General features: G+C 70.3%; 22 protein-coding genes. 8 read left to right on the top strand and 14 right to left on the bottom strand.

The window, feature by feature from the left end:
* Positions 1-70: 70 nt before the first annotated feature.
* The 10 genes from O5M90_RS27755 to O5M90_RS27710 all read right to left on the bottom strand — a co-directional run bounded on the left by O5M90_RS27755 (position 71) and on the right by O5M90_RS27710 (position 8,352).
* Positions 71-583, bottom strand: coding sequence for a hypothetical protein (locus tag O5M90_RS27755; RefSeq protein WP_269840759.1), 513 nt, complete (start codon positions 581-583; stop codon positions 71-73).
* A 273-nt stretch (positions 584-856) separates the two neighbouring features.
* The gene (locus tag O5M90_RS27750) at positions 857-2,047 is read right to left on the bottom strand and encodes an MFS transporter (RefSeq protein ID WP_269841091.1); all 1,191 of its coding nucleotides are present in this window, start codon (positions 2,045-2,047) and stop codon (positions 857-859) included.
* Positions 2,048-2,052: 5 nt separating this feature from the next.
* Complete coding sequence (gene arsN2, locus O5M90_RS27745; RefSeq protein WP_332909502.1) at positions 2,053-3,831, bottom strand: arsenic resistance N-acetyltransferase ArsN2; 1,779 nt, start codon at positions 3,829-3,831, stop codon at positions 2,053-2,055.
* Positions 3,832-3,834: 3 nt separating this feature from the next.
* Positions 3,835-4,314, bottom strand: a complete 480-nt coding sequence (locus O5M90_RS27740; RefSeq protein WP_269840760.1) for a MarR family winged helix-turn-helix transcriptional regulator — start codon at positions 4,312-4,314, stop codon at positions 3,835-3,837.
* Positions 4,315-4,422: 108 nt separating this feature from the next.
* Positions 4,423-5,511: an ArsO family NAD(P)H-dependent flavin-containing monooxygenase gene (locus tag O5M90_RS27735; RefSeq protein WP_269840761.1), complete on the bottom strand. Its 1,089-nt coding sequence runs from the start codon at positions 5,509-5,511 to the stop codon at positions 4,423-4,425.
* Between the two features lie 8 nt (positions 5,512-5,519).
* Positions 5,520-6,251: an arsenical resistance protein ArsH gene (gene arsH / locus O5M90_RS27730; RefSeq protein ID WP_269840762.1), complete on the bottom strand. Its 732-nt coding sequence runs from the start codon at positions 6,249-6,251 to the stop codon at positions 5,520-5,522.
* On the bottom strand, positions 6,244-6,939 hold the full coding sequence (locus O5M90_RS27725; RefSeq protein WP_269840763.1) for an aquaporin: 696 nt from the start codon (positions 6,937-6,939) through the stop codon (positions 6,244-6,246). Before O5M90_RS27725 ends, arsH begins: the two co-directional genes overlap by 8 nt.
* Positions 6,940-6,949: 10 nt before the next feature.
* Positions 6,950-7,456: an arsenate reductase ArsC gene (locus tag O5M90_RS27720; protein ID WP_269840764.1), complete on the bottom strand. Its 507-nt coding sequence runs from the start codon at positions 7,454-7,456 to the stop codon at positions 6,950-6,952.
* Between the two features lie 21 nt (positions 7,457-7,477).
* Complete coding sequence (locus tag O5M90_RS27715; RefSeq protein WP_137942400.1) at positions 7,478-7,975, bottom strand: arsenate reductase ArsC; 498 nt, start codon at positions 7,973-7,975, stop codon at positions 7,478-7,480.
* 47 nt (positions 7,976-8,022) lie between these two features.
* On the bottom strand, positions 8,023-8,352 hold the full coding sequence (locus O5M90_RS27710) for an ArsR/SmtB family transcription factor (protein WP_269840765.1): 330 nt from the start codon (positions 8,350-8,352) through the stop codon (positions 8,023-8,025).
* A 181-nt stretch (positions 8,353-8,533) separates the two neighbouring features.
* On the opposite strand from O5M90_RS27710, the gene O5M90_RS27705 reads away from it, so the two are divergent.
* A complete protein-coding gene (locus O5M90_RS27705) occupies positions 8,534-8,800 on the top strand; it encodes a hypothetical protein (protein ID WP_262968077.1) in 267 nt (88 codons plus the stop codon).
* A gap of 65 nt (positions 8,801-8,865) precedes the next feature.
* Here the strand turns inward: O5M90_RS27705 and O5M90_RS27700 are convergent, their stop codons facing one another.
* Positions 8,866-9,417, bottom strand: a complete 552-nt coding sequence (locus O5M90_RS27700) for a hypothetical protein (protein WP_269840767.1) — start codon at positions 9,415-9,417, stop codon at positions 8,866-8,868.
* Positions 9,418-9,632: 215 nt separating this feature from the next.
* On the opposite strand from O5M90_RS27700, the gene O5M90_RS27695 reads away from it, so the two are divergent.
* Entirely contained in the window at positions 9,633-9,947 is a 315-nt protein-coding gene (locus O5M90_RS27695; protein ID WP_137942396.1) for a BON domain-containing protein, read from the top strand.
* A 22-nt stretch (positions 9,948-9,969) separates the two neighbouring features.
* Here O5M90_RS27695 and O5M90_RS27690 read toward each other — a convergent pair whose 3' ends face one another.
* Positions 9,970-11,304, bottom strand: a complete 1,335-nt coding sequence (locus O5M90_RS27690) for a cation:proton antiporter (protein ID WP_269840768.1) — start codon at positions 11,302-11,304, stop codon at positions 9,970-9,972.
* 116 nt (positions 11,305-11,420) lie between these two features.
* Between O5M90_RS27690 and O5M90_RS27685 the strand changes: the two genes are divergently transcribed.
* A complete protein-coding gene (locus O5M90_RS27685) occupies positions 11,421-11,924 on the top strand; it encodes a thioesterase family protein (RefSeq protein ID WP_262968075.1) in 504 nt (167 codons plus the stop codon).
* A gap of 9 nt (positions 11,925-11,933) precedes the next feature.
* Here O5M90_RS27685 and O5M90_RS27680 read toward each other — a convergent pair whose 3' ends face one another.
* A complete protein-coding gene (locus O5M90_RS27680) occupies positions 11,934-12,521 on the bottom strand; it encodes a hypothetical protein (RefSeq protein WP_269840769.1) in 588 nt (195 codons plus the stop codon).
* A gap of 120 nt (positions 12,522-12,641) precedes the next feature.
* On the opposite strand from O5M90_RS27680, the gene O5M90_RS27675 reads away from it, so the two are divergent.
* The 5 genes from O5M90_RS27675 to O5M90_RS27655 are packed head-to-tail and all read left to right on the top strand — an operon-like array spanning position 12,642 to position 16,192.
* Positions 12,642-13,730, top strand: a complete 1,089-nt coding sequence (locus O5M90_RS27675; protein WP_269840770.1) for a hypothetical protein — start codon at positions 12,642-12,644, stop codon at positions 13,728-13,730.
* Positions 13,731-13,770: 40 nt separating this feature from the next.
* A complete protein-coding gene (locus O5M90_RS27670; protein WP_137942392.1) occupies positions 13,771-14,247 on the top strand; it encodes a protein-tyrosine phosphatase family protein in 477 nt (158 codons plus the stop codon).
* On the top strand, positions 14,247-14,846 hold the full coding sequence (locus O5M90_RS27665; protein WP_269840771.1) for an RluA family pseudouridine synthase: 600 nt from the start codon (positions 14,247-14,249) through the stop codon (positions 14,844-14,846). Before O5M90_RS27670 ends, O5M90_RS27665 begins: the two co-directional genes overlap by 1 nt.
* A 6-nt stretch (positions 14,847-14,852) precedes the next feature.
* Positions 14,853-15,458: a DUF938 domain-containing protein gene (locus O5M90_RS27660; protein ID WP_269840772.1), complete on the top strand. Its 606-nt coding sequence runs from the start codon at positions 14,853-14,855 to the stop codon at positions 15,456-15,458.
* Entirely contained in the window at positions 15,455-16,192 is a 738-nt protein-coding gene (locus O5M90_RS27655; RefSeq protein WP_269840773.1) for an SDR family NAD(P)-dependent oxidoreductase, read from the top strand. The genes O5M90_RS27660 and O5M90_RS27655 overlap by 4 nt, the downstream gene beginning before the upstream one ends.
* Positions 16,193-16,215: 23 nt before the next feature.
* On the opposite strand, the gene O5M90_RS27650 is transcribed toward O5M90_RS27655, so the two are convergent.
* Positions 16,216-17,748: a methyl-accepting chemotaxis protein gene (locus tag O5M90_RS27650; protein ID WP_269840774.1), complete on the bottom strand. Its 1,533-nt coding sequence runs from the start codon at positions 17,746-17,748 to the stop codon at positions 16,216-16,218.
* Positions 17,749-17,829 lie beyond the last annotated feature (81 nt).

The raw sequence follows: 17,829 nt of genomic DNA, 5'->3' as shown, positions 1-17,829 counted from the left end.
CCGGCTATATCGGCGCGCCGCTTCCTGCTGTAGGACAAGGCCGACCGCTGCACGCCCGGGGGGGGCCGTGTCACCAGCGGCTTTGCACCGTGACGCCGATGCGGCCGCCGCGCGGCTTGAAGGACACGGTGGTCTGGCCGCTGAGCTCGACGCGCACGCCGCGGCGCAGATCCTCGTAGGGCTTGCGGCTGTCGAACACCAGACCCATGCGCAGCTGGCGGGCTTCGTCGGCCGACACCAGCCCCGGCTCGGGCACGGTTCGAGAGGCGTTCAGCAGCGGGGTCTGAAGGACCAGTTCGGAGCGCTGCCCGGTGGCGAGCGAGACGCCCAGCAACAGACCGGCCTGGCGCACGCCGCCGTTCGCGCTCAGCAGGCCCTCGCGCTGCTCCACGCCCAGGCCCAGACCCAGCGCTCCCGCGCGAGGACGCATCCACACCATGGTCTGGCGCGCGCTGGTCGAGGTGCCGGCGCCGGGACCCAGCGCCGGCGCCGCGCCGCTGGTCGCCAAGGGCTCGCCCTGGTTCACGCTGAGTCTGAGTACCGAGCCATCGAGCGCGACCCGCTCGGACAGATCCTGCGCCAACGCCGGCGAAACCAGGGCTACGGCGCAAAGACAAGCCATCAGGCAGCGACAAGCGCCAACCGAGGCAGAAGCTGCTGAGCCCGTCATGTCCGCACTCCTTCGCAAAGACGCCTCCATCGTAGGCAGGGAGGCGGTCCGGCGCTGTCGGCGGGCAGCGCCGGCCGGCGTCGGACGCCGCCGACAACGCGCAGGCGCCTTGTTCAAACTATGGAAGCAAGCCCGGGCAAATACCAGGCAGGCCGGCGACACAAGATCGCGCAAGGTCGGCAAAAGTCACGGTTCCTCTTGCGGCGGGTCCGCACTCAGCGCGGCCAGCCCTGCAAAGGCCATCAGCCCCAGCCCGGCCGAGAACCACATGGCCTGCGCGCCCCAGCGCGCCAGCAGCAGACCGAACAACCAGGGCGCCAGCGCCTGGGCAAAGCGCGCCGGCACCGCCAGCAGCCCCTGCCGGTGGCCGTAGCCTTGCGGACCGAACAGCGCCAGCGGCAAGGTCCCCCGGGCGATCGTCAGCACGCCATTGCCACCGCCATGCAGCAGCGCGAACACGGCGGCCAGCGGCGCGCCGAAGCCGGCCAGCAGGACCGCGCCGATCGGATGCATCAGCGCCGCCAGCCGCGCCGACAGCAGCGGATGGAGCCGCCGCAGCAGGCCGAACTCCAGCAGCCGGCCGGCCACCTGGGCCGGCCCCACCAGGGCCCCGACCGCCACGGCCGCCGCCAGGCTGGCGCCGCCAGCCTGCAGCAGGCCCGGCAGGTGCGCCGCCATCGCGGTGCTGATGAACATCGTGATGGCGAACACCACTGCCAGCAGAGCGGCCGCATGGCGCGAGCCGACCACCGTCGGCTCGGCGGCCGCCGTCGCGGCCCTTGCGACATCCGACTTCGGCCCCGCAGCGGGCTTGTCGACCTCGGGCAAGCACCCGTTCAGCGGCAGGCCCAGCAGCAAATGCAGGCCGGCCCAGGCGAAGCAGGCACCGCGCCAGCCGAACTGCAGCTCCATCAGGCTCGACAAGGGCCAGCCCACGGTGCTGGCAAAACCGGCGATCAGGGTGATGCCGGTGATGCTGTTGCGCGCCTCGTGGCCATACAGCCGCACCAGGGTCGCGAAGGCCGCTTCATACAGCCCGCCACCCATCGCCAGCCCGAGCAGCAGCCAGGCCCCGAACAGTCCGACCCCGTCGCGCGCCAGGCCCAGCGCGGCCAGCCCCAGCGCGAACAGCAGGCTGCTGCCCATCAGCACCGGCCGGCCACCCCAGCGGTCGATAGCCCGGCCGGCATAGGGACCCAGCAGCGCACTGGCGATCAGGGCCATCGAGAAGGCCGCGAACACCGTGGGCGTGCTCACCCCCAGATCGGCGGCCATGGGCGCGGCCAGCATCGCCGGCAGGTAATAGGACGAGGCCCAGGCCAGGGTCTGGGCCGTGCCCAGCGCCGCCACCGTGCCGCTGCGCTGCAAGGCCGCCATGCGCTTCAGCCGCAACAGGCGGTGCTGGCCGCACTGGCCTTGCTGCCGCAGCCACGGCGCACGGCCGGGCCGCTGCTGCAGACGCCGGTCTGAGGCAGCTCCAGCTCCACCCGGTCGGCCGCCTCGGTGTCGCCGGCCAGCGCCGCCGCGACCGAGCGCGCCTGCTCGAAACCGGTGGCCATCAAGAAGGTCGGCGCGCGGCCATAGCTCTTGACGCCCAGCGTGTAGAAGCCCGGCTCCGGATGGGCCAGCTCGCGATGCCCATGTGGGCGCACCGTGCCGCAGCTGTGCAGATTGGGATCGATCAGCGGCCCCAGAGCCTCGGTCGACTCCAGCCAGGGGTCGAGCTTCAGGCGCAGCTCGCTGCCCAGGCTCAGATCGGGGCGCTGGCCGGTGGCGACGATCAGCTCGTCGAAGCCGCTCAGGGTCAGGTCTTGCCCTTGCACGGTCAGGCTGCCGTCGTCCTCCTGGCGCAGCGCGGCGATGCGCAGCCCGCCGAAGAACTCCAGCCGGCCTTCATCGCGCAGCGCCCGCAGCGCGCTGCCGAGCTGGCCGCGGGCCGGCAGCGCGTCCAGCGCGCCGCCGCCGAAAGCACGCGCCGGCGCGGCCGTGCGGGTGGCCCAGGCCAGGCGGGTGCCCGGCACCTGCTGCGCCAGCTCGGCCAGGGCCAGCAGCGCATTGGCGGCCGAGTGGCCCGCACCGAGCACCAGGGTGCGGCGGCCGGCATGGCGCGAGCGCGCCGTGCCCAGCACATCGGGAATGCCGTAGGCGATGCGAGCCGCCAGCTCGGGCTCGCCCAGCGCCGGCAGGCCGTTGGCACCGGCCGGGTTCGGTTGGCCCCAAGTGCCGGTGGCGTCTATCACCGCGCGGGCGCGCAGCTCGAGGGTCCGGCCATCGCTCTGCGTGGCGCGGATCACGAACGCCGCCTGCTCGCGGCCGGTGGTCTTGACCTTGTCGAAGCCCTCGCGGCTGAGCGCCGTCACGCGGGTACCGAGCCGCAGCGCGGCCGCCACCGCCGGCAGCGCGGCATAGGGCTGGAGCACGCGATCGACGATCTCGCGCGCCAGCGGCAGCTCGTCCTCGGGGGGCGCCTGCCAGCCGCCACCGGCGCGCAGCTGGCTGGCCATCGCGGCGTCGAGGTTGTAGCGCCAGGGCGAGAACAGGCGCACATGGCCGTAATCCAGCAGGTGCGCACCAACCGAGGCCCCCGCCTCCAGAATCAGCGGCGTGATGCCGCGCTCCAGCAAGTGGGCGGCGGCGGCCAGGCCCACCGGGCCGGCGCCCAGCACGGCCACCGGCAGATCGCCGGCGGAGCCAGCCTGGGTCGGGGCATCGTCCTCGGCCAGCAGCAGCGCCATCGCGGTGGCCGAGGCCGGGCAGGCGCCGCGCAACTCGGCCGAGGCCTGCAGTGCGGCGGGCAGCGCGGCGCATTCGACGTGCTCGAAGCCCAGACGCTCGAAATAGCCGGCGGCCGCCGTCGTCAGCAGGAAGAGCCGGCGCAGGCCGCGCCGCCGGGCCTCCTCGAAGAGCGTGGCCAGCAAGCGGGCGCCAATGCCTTGCTGCAGCAGCCCGGGCGCCACCGCCACCGAGCGCAGCAGGCCGATATCGCCGTAGCGCTCGATGCCGGCGCAGCCGACCAGTTCGCCGCCCTGCTGGGCCAGCAGGAAGTGCGCGAGATGCTCGCGGGCACCGTCCAGCGGCAGCCGATGAGCATCGAGCAGCGCGCTGATCGCGGGCCAGTCGGCCGGGCCGGCCTGGCGCAGGGAGATAGGGAGGGTCGTCATGATTTATCCGTCCTTGTTCCGTTCGCTGGCGGGCAGGCAGCACATCGCGCTGTGATCCGCCCGCAGGGTTTTGAGCAGCAGCAGCAGCGCGGTTTGCACCGCTTCGCGCTGCGGGGCTGCAAGCGTGGCCAGCAGTTGCTCCGCATGGCCGTCCAGCAAGCCGTTGAGCTCGCTAACCCGTGCCTCGCCAGCCGGGCTCAGACCCACCAGCCAGCTGCGCGCATCGGCGGGGTTGTCGGTCTTGAGGACCAGGCCCTTGGCCGCCAGGCCCTCGACGGCGCGGCTGACCCAGCTCTTCTCCAGCAGCAGCCGCGTGCCCAGCTCCGACATGGGCAGCGCGACACCAGCCCGAGCCAGCTCGGTCAGGATGTGGCACTGGGTCGGCGTGGTCTGGCAGCAGTCGGCCACCAGGCGCTGGGCCCGGGTGTAGAGCCGCGCCACTTCGCGCAGCAGTTCGCCGGCCGAGGCGGAGGAGGTATTCATGAGGTTGTGGATAGCAACTAGTTGCTGGCACGGTAGTCCTCGCGGATTTGGTTGTCAATAGCATCTATCTAGTCAAAGATGAGGGCGGCGCAGCGATGGGCTGCCGCCTCAGTGCGTCGGCCCGGCCGGCGCGTCCAGTTGGTTCAGGTAGTCGTCGATCTCCAGCGCCGTGCTGCGCGCGCTGCGCATCACGCCGACCAGGGTGGCCGAGGCCGCACCGACCCAGTCGCCATAGCCCAGCAGCCACAGCCGCGGCTCGGCAATGCTGCGCGTGCCGTTCACCGCGATGCGGCCGGTGCCCGGGTCCGGCAGGCCCAGCGGCGCCAGATGGTCCAGCGCGGGCTTGAAGCCGGTACACCAGATCACCGCGTCGAAGGCCTGCGCCTGGCCATCGGGCCAGACCACGCCCTCGGCCGTGAAGCGCTCGAAGGGCGGACGCGCCGTCAGCACCCCGCGTTCGCGCGCGGCCCGCACCGGCGGCACCATCACGACGTCGCCGAAGCCGCCGGGCAACTCCTCGAGCGGCTCACCGCGCTGCTGGGCCCGCCAGCGCGCGGTGGCGCGCTCGAACAGCACCCGGCCGTCGACCTCGTCGGGCAGGAACTGCGGCGGCCGTTCGGTGACCCAGACGGTCTGCGCCGCATGTTCCGACAGCTCGGCCAGGATCTGTGCGCCGGAGTTGCCGCCGCCCACCACCAGCACACGCTGGCCGGCAAACGGGGTCGGGTCTTGATAGTGGGCCGAATGCAGCTGGCGGCCGCGATAGGCGGCCCGGCCCGGATAGGCCGGCACGACCGGATGGCGCCAGCTGCCGGTGGCGCTGACCACGCTGCGGGCCAGCCACTGGCGCGCGCCGGCCCGGACGAGCAGGCCCTCGGGCGAGGCTTCGACGCTGTCGACCTGCACCGGCCGCTCGATAGGCAATTCATAGCGCTGCTCGTAGCGCGCCAGATAGTCCAGCAGATGCTCGCGCGAGGGATAGCTGTGGCCCGGCTCGGGCGGCAGCGGCCAGCCCGCCAGCGAACTCCACTGCGCCGGCGAGAACAGGCGCAGCGAGCGCCAGGCATGGCGCCAGGCGCCGCCGGGGCCATCCTCGGCATCGAGGATCAGGAAGCTGCGCCGGCTGCGGCGCAGAAAATAGCCCAGCGACAGCGCGGCCTGACCACCGCCGATAATGAGCACGTCGGGGCTGTTCATCGAGTGCTCTAGATCTTGGCCTGGTTGACGCGCCGGCTCAGCGCCTCGGCGTCTTCCTTGCGCTCGCTGTAGCGGTCCACCAGATAGGGCGAGACATCGCGGGTCAGCAGCGTGAACTTCATCAGCTCCTCCATCACGTCGACGATGCGGTCGTAGTAGCTGGAGGGCTTCATGCGGCCGGCCTCGTCGAACTCCTGGAAGGCCTTGGCCACCGAGCTCTGGTTCGGGATGGTCAGCATGCGCATCCAGCGGCCCAGGATGCGCATCTGGTTGACCGCATTGAAGGACTGGCTGCCGCCCGAGACCTGCATCACCGCCAGGGTCTTGCCCTGGGTCGGGCGCACCGCGCCGCTGCTCAGCGGAATCCAGTCGATCTGGGTCTTCATCAACCCGGTCATCGCGCCATGGCGCTCTGGCGAGCACCAGACCATGCCCTCGGACCACTGGGCCAGCGCTCGCAGTTCCTGCACCTTGGGGTGGGTGTCCGGCGCGCCATCCACCAGCGGCAGGCCGGCCGGGTCGAAGACACGCACCTCGGCCCCCATGGCCTCCAGCAGCCGGCCGGCTTCCAGCACGGCCAGCTTGCTGTAGGAGCGCTCGCGCAGCGAGCCGTAGAGCAGCAGGAAGCGCGGCCGGTGCCGGGACGGCGCGGCCACGCTCAGGCGCTCCTGGGTCGGTGGCTCGAACAGGGCCGGCTGCAGGGCCGGCAAGCTGGCTTGCGGAAACAGGGGATCAGACATGGCGCTCGGAGGCAGATGGACGGGGAGACTGGCGGGCAGTCGCCGGCCGCAGCAGCCGATGCACGCCCAGCGCCAACGCGGCGCCCAGCAGCTCGGCGAGGACAAAGCCCGGTGCGCTGGCCGGCGCGATGCCGGCGAAGCTGTCGCTGAACATGCGGCCGAACACGGCGGCCGGGTTGGCAAAGGAGGTCGAGGCGGTGAACCAGTAGGCCGCGCCGATATAGGCCGCGACCATGGCCGCCACCCGCGAAGCCGGCGCCCGCAGTATCACCAGCAGCAGGCCGAAGGTGGCGACGGCCTCGGCAACCCACTGCCCGGTGCCGCTCCTGAGCTTGCTGGAGAACTGCAAGATGCTCAGATCGAACATCGCATGGGCCAGCCAGGCGCCCAGCATGGCGCCCAGCAGCTGGGCGCCGACATAGGGCAGCAAGGCGGCTGGGGGCAGCTCGCCACGCCAGGCCATCACGGCACTGACGGCCGGGTTGAAATGCGCGCCGCTGACGGGGCCGAAGACCTCGATCAGGATGTACAGACCGCCCACCGTGGCCAAGGTATTGGCCAGCAGCGCGATGGCCACATTGCCGCCCGACAGGCGCTCGGCCATCAGGCCCGAGCCGATCACCACGGCCAGCAGCAGCGCGGTGCCCAGGCCCTCGGCCAGCAGCTTCTGGGAGGTGCTTGCATGCATGGGGGGCGCCTCAGCTCTTCGCGATGGCGTTCAGCGCCGCCAGCAGTTCCGGCTTGCTCAGCGACTCCAGCGGCAGCAGCAGCAGCAACTGCAGCATGCGGTAGCCGATGGCCTGGCGGGTCAGCTCGAAGGCACGGCGCTTGCCCTCATCGCCACCCTCGGCGTTCGACGGATCGGCATAGCCCCAGTGCACCTTGACCGGCTGCCCCTGACCGCCGAAGAACACCGGGCATTGCTCGGCCGCGGCACTGTCGCAAACCGTGATCACGAGGGACAGCGGCGGCGCCTCGGGGCCGGTGAACTCGTCCCAGCTTTTGCTGCGGTAGGCGGCGGTGTCGATGCCTGCGTTGTTGAGCGCTTCGATGGCAAAGGGGTTCAGGCGCCCGCTGGGCGCGCTGCCGGCGCTGTGCGCGCGAACATCGCGGCCCAGGCGTGCGGCGAGGTGGTTCAGCATGCCCTCGGACAGCACGCTGCGGGCCGAGTTGTGGGTGCAGAGAATCAGGACGTGGACGGTCATTGCTCTTCCTATTTGGTGGGTTCAGGCGGTGCCGACCATGCCGAGTTCGCGCTGCAGCGAGAGCTTGTCCAAGGTGGCCAGCGGCAGGGCCAGCATCAGCTCGATGCGGCGCTTCAGGATCACGGCCGTGTCCATGAAGGCGCGAAGCCTGGTCTCGTCCGAACCTTCAACGGCCGAGGGGTCTTCCACCCCCCAATGCGCGGTCATCGGCTGGCCCGGCCACAGCGGGCAGACCTCGCCGGCGGCCTTGTCGCAGACGGTGAAGACGAAGTCGAGCGCGGCCGCGCCCGGCTGCGCAAACTCGTCCCAGCTCTTGCTGCGGAAATTGCCGCTGGCAATCTGCAGCTGCGACAAGGTCTGCAGCGCCAGCGGATTGACCGCGCCGGCCGGATGGCTGCCGGCCGAGTGAGCCTGGAAGCGCCCTCGGCCCAGATGGTTCATCAGGCCCTCGGCCAGAATGGAGCGGGCGGAGTTGCCGGTGCACAGGAACAGCACCTGGTAGATCTTCTCGTCGGACATCTAGAACCTCGGCGAAAGAAGGGGGAAAGAAAGGGAGATCGGGGGATTCAGCAGCTGGCGCAGCCGGCGGCGGCCGTCTCGTCCAGGCAGGCCTCGCCCTGGCAGCAGTTGGCGGCCAGATAGGCCAGCAAGGCGTTCATCTGCGCATAGGCGGCGCGGTAGATCAGGTGGCGGCCATCGCGCTCCTGAGTCACCAGGCCGGCATGCAGCAGTTCCTTCAGATGAAAAGACAGCGTCGAGCCGGGCAACGCCAAATGCTCGGCCAGCGCGCTGGGCGTCAGGCCGGCCGGCCCGGCCACGACCAGGGCCCGGAACACCTGCAGCCGCGCGGCCTGCGCCAGCGCGGCCAGCGATTTGATGACTTGTTGCTCTTCCATATTTCCATCTTAATCGAAATACAGAATAAACAACAAGACCCCGGGAGCGGCCGGGCCCGCATCGCAGCAAAACAATCCCACGCTGCGGACGAATAAGGGGTAGCCTCGGACGGGAAGCCGGCACAGACGGGCAACACCACTCCCGGCCTCGCGCCGCACGCAGTCAACCGCAGGCCCTACCATGTCCCACGCCGCTTTTTTTCACCAGCCTTCGGAAACCGTCCGCTTCTATGTTCCAGTCGGTACCGGACAGGTAGGCGCCAGCGTCAGCCGCGCGACCCTGCATCATTGCTTCCGCCCCGGCGCGCAGGACGAGGATCCGTTGGAAACCTTCGAGGCCTTCTCGGCCGAGCTGGCCCTGGCCGTGCAGCGCCGTGTCGCCCAGGGCGCGCTGGAGCCGGTGATGCTGCGCGAGTTCGATCTGCGGTCCGAGCAGCGCCAGAAATAAAAGAACCCGTGATCGGCTGATCACGGGTTCGACCTCGCCCGCTGGCGAGGATCAGCGAGGGAGGGTCAGCTCTTGCCGAACTGGGCCTTGGCGCCGGAGATGCAGGCGCTCTTGGCATCGCCCGCCAGCGCATCGCACTTCTCGACGGCGACCTTGTAGTTGGCATCGCGCTTGTCCTCGGCGGCGTCCTTACGCGCCTCGCCGACCTGCTTGCCCAGCTTCGCGTCCGCCAGGGCCTTGGTCTCGGCGGCCTTGGCCTCCTTGACGCAGACATCCTTGTCGTTGCCGGCCTTGTCGTCGCACTTCTCCTTGGCCACCTCGTACTCGGCCTTGGCCTTGGTGGTCAACACCTTGGTCTGGTCGGCCGGCTTGCCGCTATGGGCGTACTCGAGTTCGGCCAGGGCCACTTTCTCCTTGCCCTTGGCCTGCTCTTCGCAGACATCCTTGGCATTGCCCGACATCGCGGTGCAGGCGGCCTTCGCGGCCTTGTACTCGGCGCTGATGCGGGTCTTGCCGGCCTTGTACTCGTCCTTGCTGATGGTGGCGGCCTGGGCCACCGGCAGTGCCAGCAGGGCGGAAATCAGCAGTGCAGATTTGATCTTGAAGCTGGTGTTCATGGAGGCGTCCTCTCTAGGGTTGATGGAGTGGCCTCAGTATGCAAATCACCCTGGGCCCAGGCCTAGCAGAGGAACGCCCGGCCTGGCGTAGTCGGCGTCCTACATGGGCTGGCGCTGTGCGCCTATGGGCCGATATCGACGAAGTTTCTACAGTGCAGTCATGGCTTGTCGCAGCTTGCGCAGTCCACTGCCCTCACCACTCCAAGGAGATTCTCATGACCATTCGCCATACCTTTGCCATCGGCCTGACCACGCTGGCCTTGCTCGCCACCACCGGCTGCGCCGTCACCCGCGGCCAGCAATCGGTCGGCGCCTACGTCGATGACGCGGCCATCACCACGGCCGTCAAGGCGCGCTTTGTCGACAACACCAATGTCGCGGCCTCGGCCATCAGCGTCGAGACGATGAAGGGCACCGTGATGCTGTCGGGCTTCGCGAAGAACAGCACCGAGAAGAGCACCGCCGAAGCACTGGCCTGGAAGGTCGACGGCGTCAAGGCGGTCAAGAACGAGATCACCGTTCGCCCCTGAGGCCGCCCCGGCGGCACGGCCGTCAGTCCTCGGGTTTCGAGACCGGGGCTGGCTTGCGTCGTCGGCGCTGTCGCCAGGCCAGATAGGTCTGCATCAGCGGCTGGGCCGTCACGCCGTGAGCCACGATGGAGGCCACCACGGTCCACAGCGTCAGCGACAGCAGGATGTCGGCCACCTCGCCCGAGACGCCGGCATCCAGCGCATAGAGCAGATAGAACACCGAGCCGATGCCGCGGATGCCGAACCAGCCTATCATCCCGCGCAGCGGCGCCGTCAGCCCCTCGCCGAGCGTCGCGCCCAGCGCCGACAGCGGCCGCAGCAGCAGAATCATCAGCGGCACGAACCACCAGGCGGCCGGCAGCGGCTTGGCATAGGCCAGCATCGCCCCGACCAGCAGCACCAGCGTCAGCTCGGCGAGCTTTTCCAGCTGCGTGTTGAAAGCCTGCACCGCATCGCGCATCGTCGCGCTGGCATGGTGGGGATGGGTGGCCAGTGTGTCGTAGGAGTGGCCGGCCGAGTCGAGCGGTGGCGCCAGCGGCCGGCTCTCGGGCCGGGGCCGCTCCCGCACCCGCTGCAAAGCCATGCCGGCAGCAAACACCGCCAGAAAACCCGAGCTGTGGCTCAGCAAGGCCAGGCCGTTGGCCAGACCCAGCAGGCCCAGGCCCAGGAAGACATCGAGCCCGATCGCCTCGTGATGGCGGCTGCGCAGATAGACCACCAGCCAGCCGGTGGCCGCGCCCAGCGCGGCGCCGATCGCGATACCGCCCAGCGTGGCCCATAGCAGGTCCAGCGTCCACCAGCGCCAGCCCCCGTCGCCCAGCTCGTGCAGGCCCAGCAGGCCCAGGCCCAGCATCACGAAGGGAAAGGCCGCGCCGTCATTGAGCCCGCCCTCGCCGGCCAGGCTGAAGCCCAGGCGCTCCGGGTCGGTGCCGGCGTCCGAGGGCAGATCGGAGGCCAGCACCGGATCGGTCGGCGCCAAGATCGCGCCCAGCAGCACGGCCGCACCCAGCGGCAGCTCGAGCAGCCAGACGCCGATCAGCGTCACCATCAGCACCATCGCGCTCATCGACACAAAGGCCAGGCGCAGCGGCAGGCGCCAACGCCGGTCGCGCAGCGGCACCCCCAGGCGCAGCCCGACCGCGAACAGCGAGATCAGCAAGCCCAGCTCGGTCAGATGCATCAGCGCGCCGGCATGGGCCTGCGGATCGGGGCGCAGTACATCGATGCCGTCCGGCCCCAGCACACAGCCCAGGCCCAGATACACCATCGCGCTGCTCAGCGGCAGCCGGCCCAGCAAGGTGCCGGCCAGCACCATCGTGATCAGCAGCACGCCGACAAACAAGGACCAGAACTGCATGGACGGGAAAGGGATAACGAATGTCGATCCAGCATGAGGCCCGGTGCGGCGTGCGTCTGTGCTGCAGCACGCATAGGGCCGGCCCGCCGGCGGGCCAAATGCGCTACCGTCGCGGCATGAACAACACCAGCGCCCCACCCGACCGCATGCACAGCATCTCCAGCCTGTTCGAGCCCGAGTTCAGCCAGCGCTTGTGCGAGATCTTCGAACAGCACATCGCCTTCAACCAGGTGCTGGGCCTGCGGATCGACAGCCTGGAGGCCGACCGGGTCAAGGCGCATATCACGATGCGGCCCGAGCTGATCGGCCATTTCACCCATCAGCGTCTGCATGGGGGCGTGATCAGCGCCACCCTCGATGCGATGGGCGGGCTGGCCGTGATGGCGGCAACCGGCGCGCGCCATATGGACGAGGCGCCGCTGGCCCGGCTGGCGCGCTTCGGCAAGCTCGGCACCATCGATCTGCGCATCGACTATCTGCGCCCGGCCACCGGCCCGCGCTTTCACGCCACGGCCGAGGTGCTGCGCCTGGGCAGCCGGGTGGCCTCGACCCGCATGGAGTTCAAGGACGCCGAGGGCCGTCTGCTCAGCAGCGGCGCTGGCGCCTACATCGTGTCCTGAGCGGGCGGCCTACTTCTTGGCCGGCGTCTCGGCCTTCTTCTCGAAGGGCAGCAAGTCGCTGGGCAGCACCTTCAGCAGGGCCAGGCAGGCGCCCTTGGACTCGGTGAACTTGTTCAGCTCGCCCATCTCGCAGCGGTCGCCGCCATGCACCTGCAGCTTGGCGATCTCGCCGCAGCCGATGCCGGCGAACTGCAGCGCGCGTCTATGCTGGTCGCCCGGCCGCACCGGACCGAAGCCGGTCAGCTGGGTCATATAGGCCACATCGTTGGCGCGCAGCACGGTGAAGTCGGGCACCACGCTGCGAATCTCGTAGTCCAGCTTATTGCTCAAGGCCAGCTCGAAGCGGCAACCGCCGGGCGCCTCGACACGCCGCTCCAGCCGCAGCTCGGCCTGCAGCAGCGGCTTGGCCGGTGCCGCCGACGCAGCGGGCGCTGCCGGTGCGGTCGCATCGACATAACGCCAGCTGCCGTCGTCTTTGAGCAGGATGCGCCGGCCCTGCTCGTCCTTCAGCTCGAAGTCGGCCAGCGCGCCGCCAGCCAGCACGGCCAGCCCGGTAGCGACCAGCGCCGCGCGCAGGCTTTTTACTGTCTCGATCATGCGGAATTCCGTCCCGGTTGTTTTCAGGTGGCTAGCATAGTAGCGGGCTCGCCGCTGATGCTCGAAAGCCCGCCCCGGACACGACGCCGGCTTGGCATAAAGTCCCAGCGAGACCTTCCGATGCCGACCATGCCCGACGCGCCCTCCCGCCCCGCATCGCCTTCGCCCGCCCCCGCCGAGCAGACCCTGCAGCTGCTGGAGCAGGCCGATGCCGCGCTGGCCCGGCAGCAATGGCCGGTGGCGCTGGCGCTGGCCACGCAGGCCCTGGGCCGCGCGCTGCACGATGCACAGCGCGCCCAGGCCTTGCTGATGCAGGCGCGCGCCCATTGGCAGATGGGTGCGCTTTGGCAGGTCTATCTGCCGGCGCTGGAAGTGGGTCGGCTCGGACGGCTCAGCAGCAACGCCCGCACCGAGGTCGACGGTCTGACCCTGGCCGCGTTTGCGCTGGCCGAGCTGGGCCTGGCCGACGAGGCCAGGCCGATCAGCCTGGAGGCCCTGGCCGCCGCCGGCGACTCGGCCGAGCTGCTGCCGCGCACGCTCAGCTGCGCCGCCCATGTGCACGCCCGCCTCGGCGATGTCAGCCATGCCGAGCTGATGCATATGCGGGCCATCTCGCTGGCCCGCGAGTCGCACGACGCCAATCTGCTGGCGCTGGCCTTCATCAACCTGCTGCTGTCGCTGGGCCAGGCCTACGAGGAATTGCTGCACGGCCGCGGCGAAGCGGCCGCGCAGATCGCGCTGGTCCATGCGCCGCGCTTCCTGGCCCAGGCCAGCGGCCTGCTGGCCGATGAACGCCTGCCGGCCACCGCACGAGCCGGCCTGCAGCTCGCCGCCGGGCATCTGGCCCTGCTGTGCGGCCGCCTGGAGCAGGCCGAGCCCTGGCTGGCGGCCGCCCACCGCCAGTACAGCGAGCAAGGCACCGGCTACAACCGCCTGGCCGCCGAGCACAGCCTGGCCGAGATGGCGCTGCGCCAGGGCCGGCCGGCCGAGGGCCTGAGCTGGCTGGACGGGCTGCTGGCGCCCCAGCCCGGCCACGGCAGCTTCAGCCTGCGGCTGCCGGCCTTGCGCACCGCGCTGGCCTGCCTGCGAGCGCTGGACCGCAGCGAGGCCGCGCAGGCCGTGGCGCTGGAGCTGGACGAAGCGTTGCGCGCCCGCCAGGCCATGCGCGAGCAGGCGCTGGGCGTGCTGCACCGGCCCGAGCTGCCCTGATCGCGGCGCGGACCTGGCGCCGTGGTGGAGAATGCCGGCCATGGCTTTCCGACCCCTCCCCCTCCCCGCCGGCGTGGCCGGCCAGCTCTGGCTGCAATCGATGCCCGGCCGCCTGGAGTCCTTCGGCAGCTTTCTCGACGAGGCGCGCGCCCGCAGCCTCAGCCTGGTGGTCTGTCTCAATCCGCTCGAAGAAGTGGCCCAGCTCTCGCCGGCCTATCACAAGGCGATTGCCGAGGGCCGGCTGCCGTTTCGCTGGCAGCATCTGCCGATGCGCGATTTCGGCCTGGGCGCCGACCCGAGCGCTTTCGCCAAGGGCGTGGAGCTATTGCAGCACAGCCTGGTGCTCGGCGACCGCGCGCTGCTGCACTGCGCCGCCGGCATCGGCCGCACCGGCACGGTGGCGGCCTGCGTGCTGAAGGCGCTGGGCCTGACGACCGAGCAGGCGCTGGCGGCGGTGCGCGCGGCCGGCTCCAACCCGCAGTCGGCCTTGCAATCGGGTTGGATCGAGCAGTTCTGATGCAGGTGCTGCATGCCGACGCGGGGCTGATCGTCGTCAACAAGCCCGCCGGCCTGCTGTCGGTGCCCGGCCGCGGCGCGGACAAGCAGGACTGCGCGGTCCACCGGCTGCAGCAAAGCTTCCCCGACGCGCTGACCGTGCACCGGCTCGATATGGCGACCTCGGGCCTGCTGCTGTTCGCGCGAGGCGCGGCGATGCAGCGCGCGCTGAGCCTGGACTTCGCCGAGCGCCGCGTCGCCAAGCGCTATATCGCGCTGCTGCAGGGCCGGCTCGACACCGGCGGCGCCTGGGCCGAGATCGACCTGCCGCTGAGCGCCGACTGGCCGAACCGGCCGCGCCAGCAGGTCAATGCCCAGACCGGCAAGCCCTCGCTGACACGCTACCGCAGCCTCGCGCACGAAGGCGGCCAGACGCGGGTTGAGCTCGAGCCCATCACCGGCCGCTCGCACCAGCTGCGCGTGCACATGCTGGCGCTGGGCCATGCCATCGTCGGCGACACCCTCTACGGCGGCCCGGTCGCCCCCAGACTGTTTCTGCATGCCTGCCATCTGGCGCTGCCCGCGCGCGCGCTCAGCCTCGATTGCCCACCGGAGTTCTGATACCCCATGAGCGCCCTGCATTCCCCCGCCGCCGACCGCAACAAGCAGCCCATCCTCGACGCCCTGCTGACCCTGCTGCCGCCCAGCGGCACCGCACTGGAGATCGCCAGCGGCAGCGGCCAGCATGCGGCCCATTTCGCCGCCGCCTTGCCGCGCTGGCACTGGCTAGCCTCCGATCCCAGACCCGAGGCGCTGAGCTCGATCCGGGCGTTGCGACCCGAAGGCCCGGAACCACTGCCTCTCGATGTCCTGCAAGAGCCCTGGCCGCTGCCGCCCGGGCTACCCCCGCTGGATGCGATCTTCTGCGCGAACATGCTGCATGTATCGCCATGGCCCGCCTGCTGCGCGGCCCTGATGCAGGGCGCCGCCCGCCATCTGCGCCCGGACGGACTGCTGCTGATCTATGGCCCCTTCGTGGTGCCGGGTCTTGCCACCGCGGCCAGCAACCTCGCCTTCGATGCCGATCTGCGCGTGCGCGATCCGGCCTGGGGCCTGCGCAATCTCGAGGCCGTGCAGCAGCAGGCCGACGAAGCTGGGCTGGGCCTGCGGGAGTACCGCTCGCTGCCGGCCAACAATCTGCTTTTGATCTTCAACCGGAACCCTCAGCCATGAAGCTCTACATCATCACCGGCGCCTCGCGCGGCATGGGCGAGGCCATCGCCCGCCAGCTGATCTCGCCCGAGCATCTTGTCATCGGCATCTCGCGCCGCCGCAGCGCCAGCCTGGCCGCCGGGCCCGGCCTGGAACAATGGGAGCAGGACCTGGCGGAGCCGCTGGACGCGGCTGAGCGCCTGCAGGCCTGGCTGGCGGTGCAGGACCCGGCCCGCTTCAGCCACGCCGCCCTGATCAACAACGCCGGCGTGATCACGCCGCCCGGGCCGATCGATGCGGTGCCGCTGGCCGAGCTGTCGAGCGCGCTGCGGGTCGGGCTGGAGGCCACGCTGCTGCTGTCCAGCGCCTTTTTGCGCGCCACGCGGCATTGGACGGCCGACAAGCGCTTGCTGAACATCTCCTCCGGCCTGGGCCGCCGGGCCATGGCCGGCAGCGCGCCCTACTGCGCGGCCAAGGCCGGCATGGACAATCTGTCGCGCGCGATCGCGCTGGACGAGGCCGGGCGCGAGCACGGGGCCCGCATCGTGTCCTTGGCGCCGGGCATCATCGACACCGAGATGCAGAGCCAGCTGCGCGCCGGCGACCCGGCCGCCTTCCCCGACCAGCCGCGCTTTGCTGCCTTCAAGGCCGAGGGCCAGCTCGACAGCCCCGAGGCCGCCGCCGCCAAGGTGCTGCGCTATCTGGCGCGCGCCGATTTCGGGGAGACAGTGCTGGCCGATGTGCGGGATGCCTGAGCGCGAGCCTGGGCGGAGCCGGCTCAGGTCTTGAACACCGCGACCGCCTGACCCAGGCTCTCGGCCTGCAGCCGCAGGCTCTCGGCAGCGGCCGCCGATTCCTCGACCAGGGCCGCGTTCTGCTGGGTCACCTGGTCCATCTGCATCACCGCATCGCTGACCTGATCGATGCCCTGGCTCTGCTCCTTGCTGGCCATGCTGATCTCGGAGATCAGCGTCGTGACGCTCTGCACCTGGGCCAGCAGATCGGTCATGGTGCGGCCGGCGTCCTGCACCTGGGCCGAGCCGGCCTCGACGCGCGCGGCGCTGGCCGAGATCAGCTGCTTGATCTCCTTGGCCGCATCGGCCGAGCGGCCGGCCAGCGTGCGCACCTCGCCGGCCACGACCGCGAAGCCACGGCCCTGCTCGCCGGCCCGCGCCGCCTCGACGGCCGCATTCAAGGCCAGGATATTGGTCTGAAAGGCGATGCTGTCGATCACACCGATGATGTCGCCGATCTTGCGCGACTGCTCGCTGATGCCCTCCATGGTCTGCACCACGCCCTGCACCGCCGCGCCGCCGCGCTGAGCCACGGCCGAGGCACTGTCGGCCAGCCGGCTGGCTTCGGCGGCGGTGCTGGAGTTCTGCTTGACGGTCGAGGTCAGCTGCTCCATCGAGGCCGCCGTCTCCTCCAGGCTGCTGGCCTGCTCTTCGGTGCGCTGGCTCAGGTCCATGCTGCCACGGGCGATCTCGGACGAACCGCTGGTGATCGATTCGGCGCAGTCGCGCACCTGGGAGACCATGGCCAGCAGGCTGGTATTCATGGTCTTCAGCGCGCTCATCAGCTGGGCGGTCTCATCCTTGCCTTCGACCTCGATCTGGGTGCGCAGGTCACCGCCGGCCACGGCGCTGGCGACCTGCACTGCGGCCGACAGCGGCCGGGTGATCGAGCGCACGATCAGCCAGGCGCCCCAGGCCGCGGCGCTCAGCACCAGCGCAAAGATCAGCAGGCTGCGCCAGATCATCGTGTTGAAGGCCTGCTGGCTGGCCTCGTAGTCGGACTCCGCCACCTTGAGCTGCAGCTCGGTCAGTGCCAGCAGGATCTCGGCCACCGGATCGATGGCCGGATACATCTGATCCGCCGCATAGGCCGCCATGCCGGGCTTGTCGCCCGCCCGTGCCAGAGCCAGCAGACGCTGGCCGGCCACATCGGCCAGCTTCATGCTGGCCTCGGCCTTGCGCACCAGCTCGGCCTCCTCGGCCGTCAGCCGGGTCGCGGTATAGGCCTTCCAGTTCTTGACGATGACCTGGTGGTTGTCCTCGATGGTCTTGACGGTGGCCGGCGGGGACAGCGCGCCGTCGCGCATCTTGTGGGCCGCGTCCACATAGCCCACCGCATAGGCATCGGCCACCAGCTTGAGCTGCTTCAGCGGCACCACCCGGTCATGGTAGGTGGCACCAAGCCGCTGGTTGGCCTCATGCAGGCGCAGCAGGCTGTTGCCCACCGAAGCCGCCAGCAAGAAAAGCATCAGGGCCACCAGGGCAGCGAGCCGGGCGCGTATGCTGATCGCATTCATGGCGTGGACCTTCTGGACCGGGCGCGCGTAGTTTGGTTTTGCTGTCGCGCCCAGCGGCCATCCCTGTGATGATTATCGGCC

It is taken from the genome of Paucibacter sp. M5-1 (assembly GCF_027498415.2).
Taxonomy (GTDB): domain Bacteria; phylum Pseudomonadota; class Gammaproteobacteria; order Burkholderiales; family Burkholderiaceae_C; genus Roseateles_E.
This window is presented reverse-complemented; position numbering and strand designations above follow the sequence as displayed.

Bases quoted from the DNA above. Each gene is read 5' to 3' on its own strand.
- O5M90_RS27750 (WP_269841091.1), bottom strand. From the start codon at position 2,047: ATGGCGGCCTTGCAGCGCAGCGGCACGGTGGCGGCGCTGGGCACGGCC.
- arsN2 (WP_332909502.1), bottom strand. From the start codon at position 3,831: ATGACGACCCTCCCTATCTCCCTGCGCCAGGCCGGCCCGGCCGACTGG.
- O5M90_RS27740 (WP_269840760.1), bottom strand. From the start codon at position 4,314: ATGAATACCTCCTCCGCCTCGGCCGGCGAACTGCTGCGCGAAGTGGCG.
- O5M90_RS27735 (WP_269840761.1), bottom strand. From the start codon at position 5,511: ATGAACAGCCCCGACGTGCTCATTATCGGCGGTGGTCAGGCCGCGCTG.
- arsH (WP_269840762.1), bottom strand. From the start codon at position 6,251: ATGTCTGATCCCCTGTTTCCGCAAGCCAGCTTGCCGGCCCTGCAGCCG.
- O5M90_RS27725 (WP_269840763.1), bottom strand. From the start codon at position 6,939: ATGCATGCAAGCACCTCCCAGAAGCTGCTGGCCGAGGGCCTGGGCACC.
- O5M90_RS27720 (WP_269840764.1), bottom strand. From the start codon at position 7,456: ATGACCGTCCACGTCCTGATTCTCTGCACCCACAACTCGGCCCGCAGC.
- O5M90_RS27715 (WP_137942400.1), bottom strand. From the start codon at position 7,975: ATGTCCGACGAGAAGATCTACCAGGTGCTGTTCCTGTGCACCGGCAAC.
- O5M90_RS27710 (WP_269840765.1), bottom strand. From the start codon at position 8,352: ATGGAAGAGCAACAAGTCATCAAATCGCTGGCCGCGCTGGCGCAGGCC.
- O5M90_RS27705 (WP_262968077.1), top strand. From the start codon at position 8,534: ATGTCCCACGCCGCTTTTTTTCACCAGCCTTCGGAAACCGTCCGCTTC.
- O5M90_RS27700 (WP_269840767.1), bottom strand. From the start codon at position 9,417: ATGAACACCAGCTTCAAGATCAAATCTGCACTGCTGATTTCCGCCCTG.
- O5M90_RS27695 (WP_137942396.1), top strand. From the start codon at position 9,633: ATGACCATTCGCCATACCTTTGCCATCGGCCTGACCACGCTGGCCTTG.
- O5M90_RS27690 (WP_269840768.1), bottom strand. From the start codon at position 11,304: ATGCAGTTCTGGTCCTTGTTTGTCGGCGTGCTGCTGATCACGATGGTG.
- O5M90_RS27685 (WP_262968075.1), top strand. From the start codon at position 11,421: ATGAACAACACCAGCGCCCCACCCGACCGCATGCACAGCATCTCCAGC.
- O5M90_RS27680 (WP_269840769.1), bottom strand. From the start codon at position 12,521: ATGATCGAGACAGTAAAAAGCCTGCGCGCGGCGCTGGTCGCTACCGGG.
- O5M90_RS27675 (WP_269840770.1), top strand. From the start codon at position 12,642: ATGCCGACCATGCCCGACGCGCCCTCCCGCCCCGCATCGCCTTCGCCC.
- O5M90_RS27670 (WP_137942392.1), top strand. From the start codon at position 13,771: ATGGCTTTCCGACCCCTCCCCCTCCCCGCCGGCGTGGCCGGCCAGCTC.
- O5M90_RS27665 (WP_269840771.1), top strand. From the start codon at position 14,247: ATGCAGGTGCTGCATGCCGACGCGGGGCTGATCGTCGTCAACAAGCCC.
- O5M90_RS27660 (WP_269840772.1), top strand. From the start codon at position 14,853: ATGAGCGCCCTGCATTCCCCCGCCGCCGACCGCAACAAGCAGCCCATC.
- O5M90_RS27655 (WP_269840773.1), top strand. From the start codon at position 15,455: ATGAAGCTCTACATCATCACCGGCGCCTCGCGCGGCATGGGCGAGGCC.
- O5M90_RS27650 (WP_269840774.1), bottom strand. From the start codon at position 17,748: ATGAATGCGATCAGCATACGCGCCCGGCTCGCTGCCCTGGTGGCCCTG.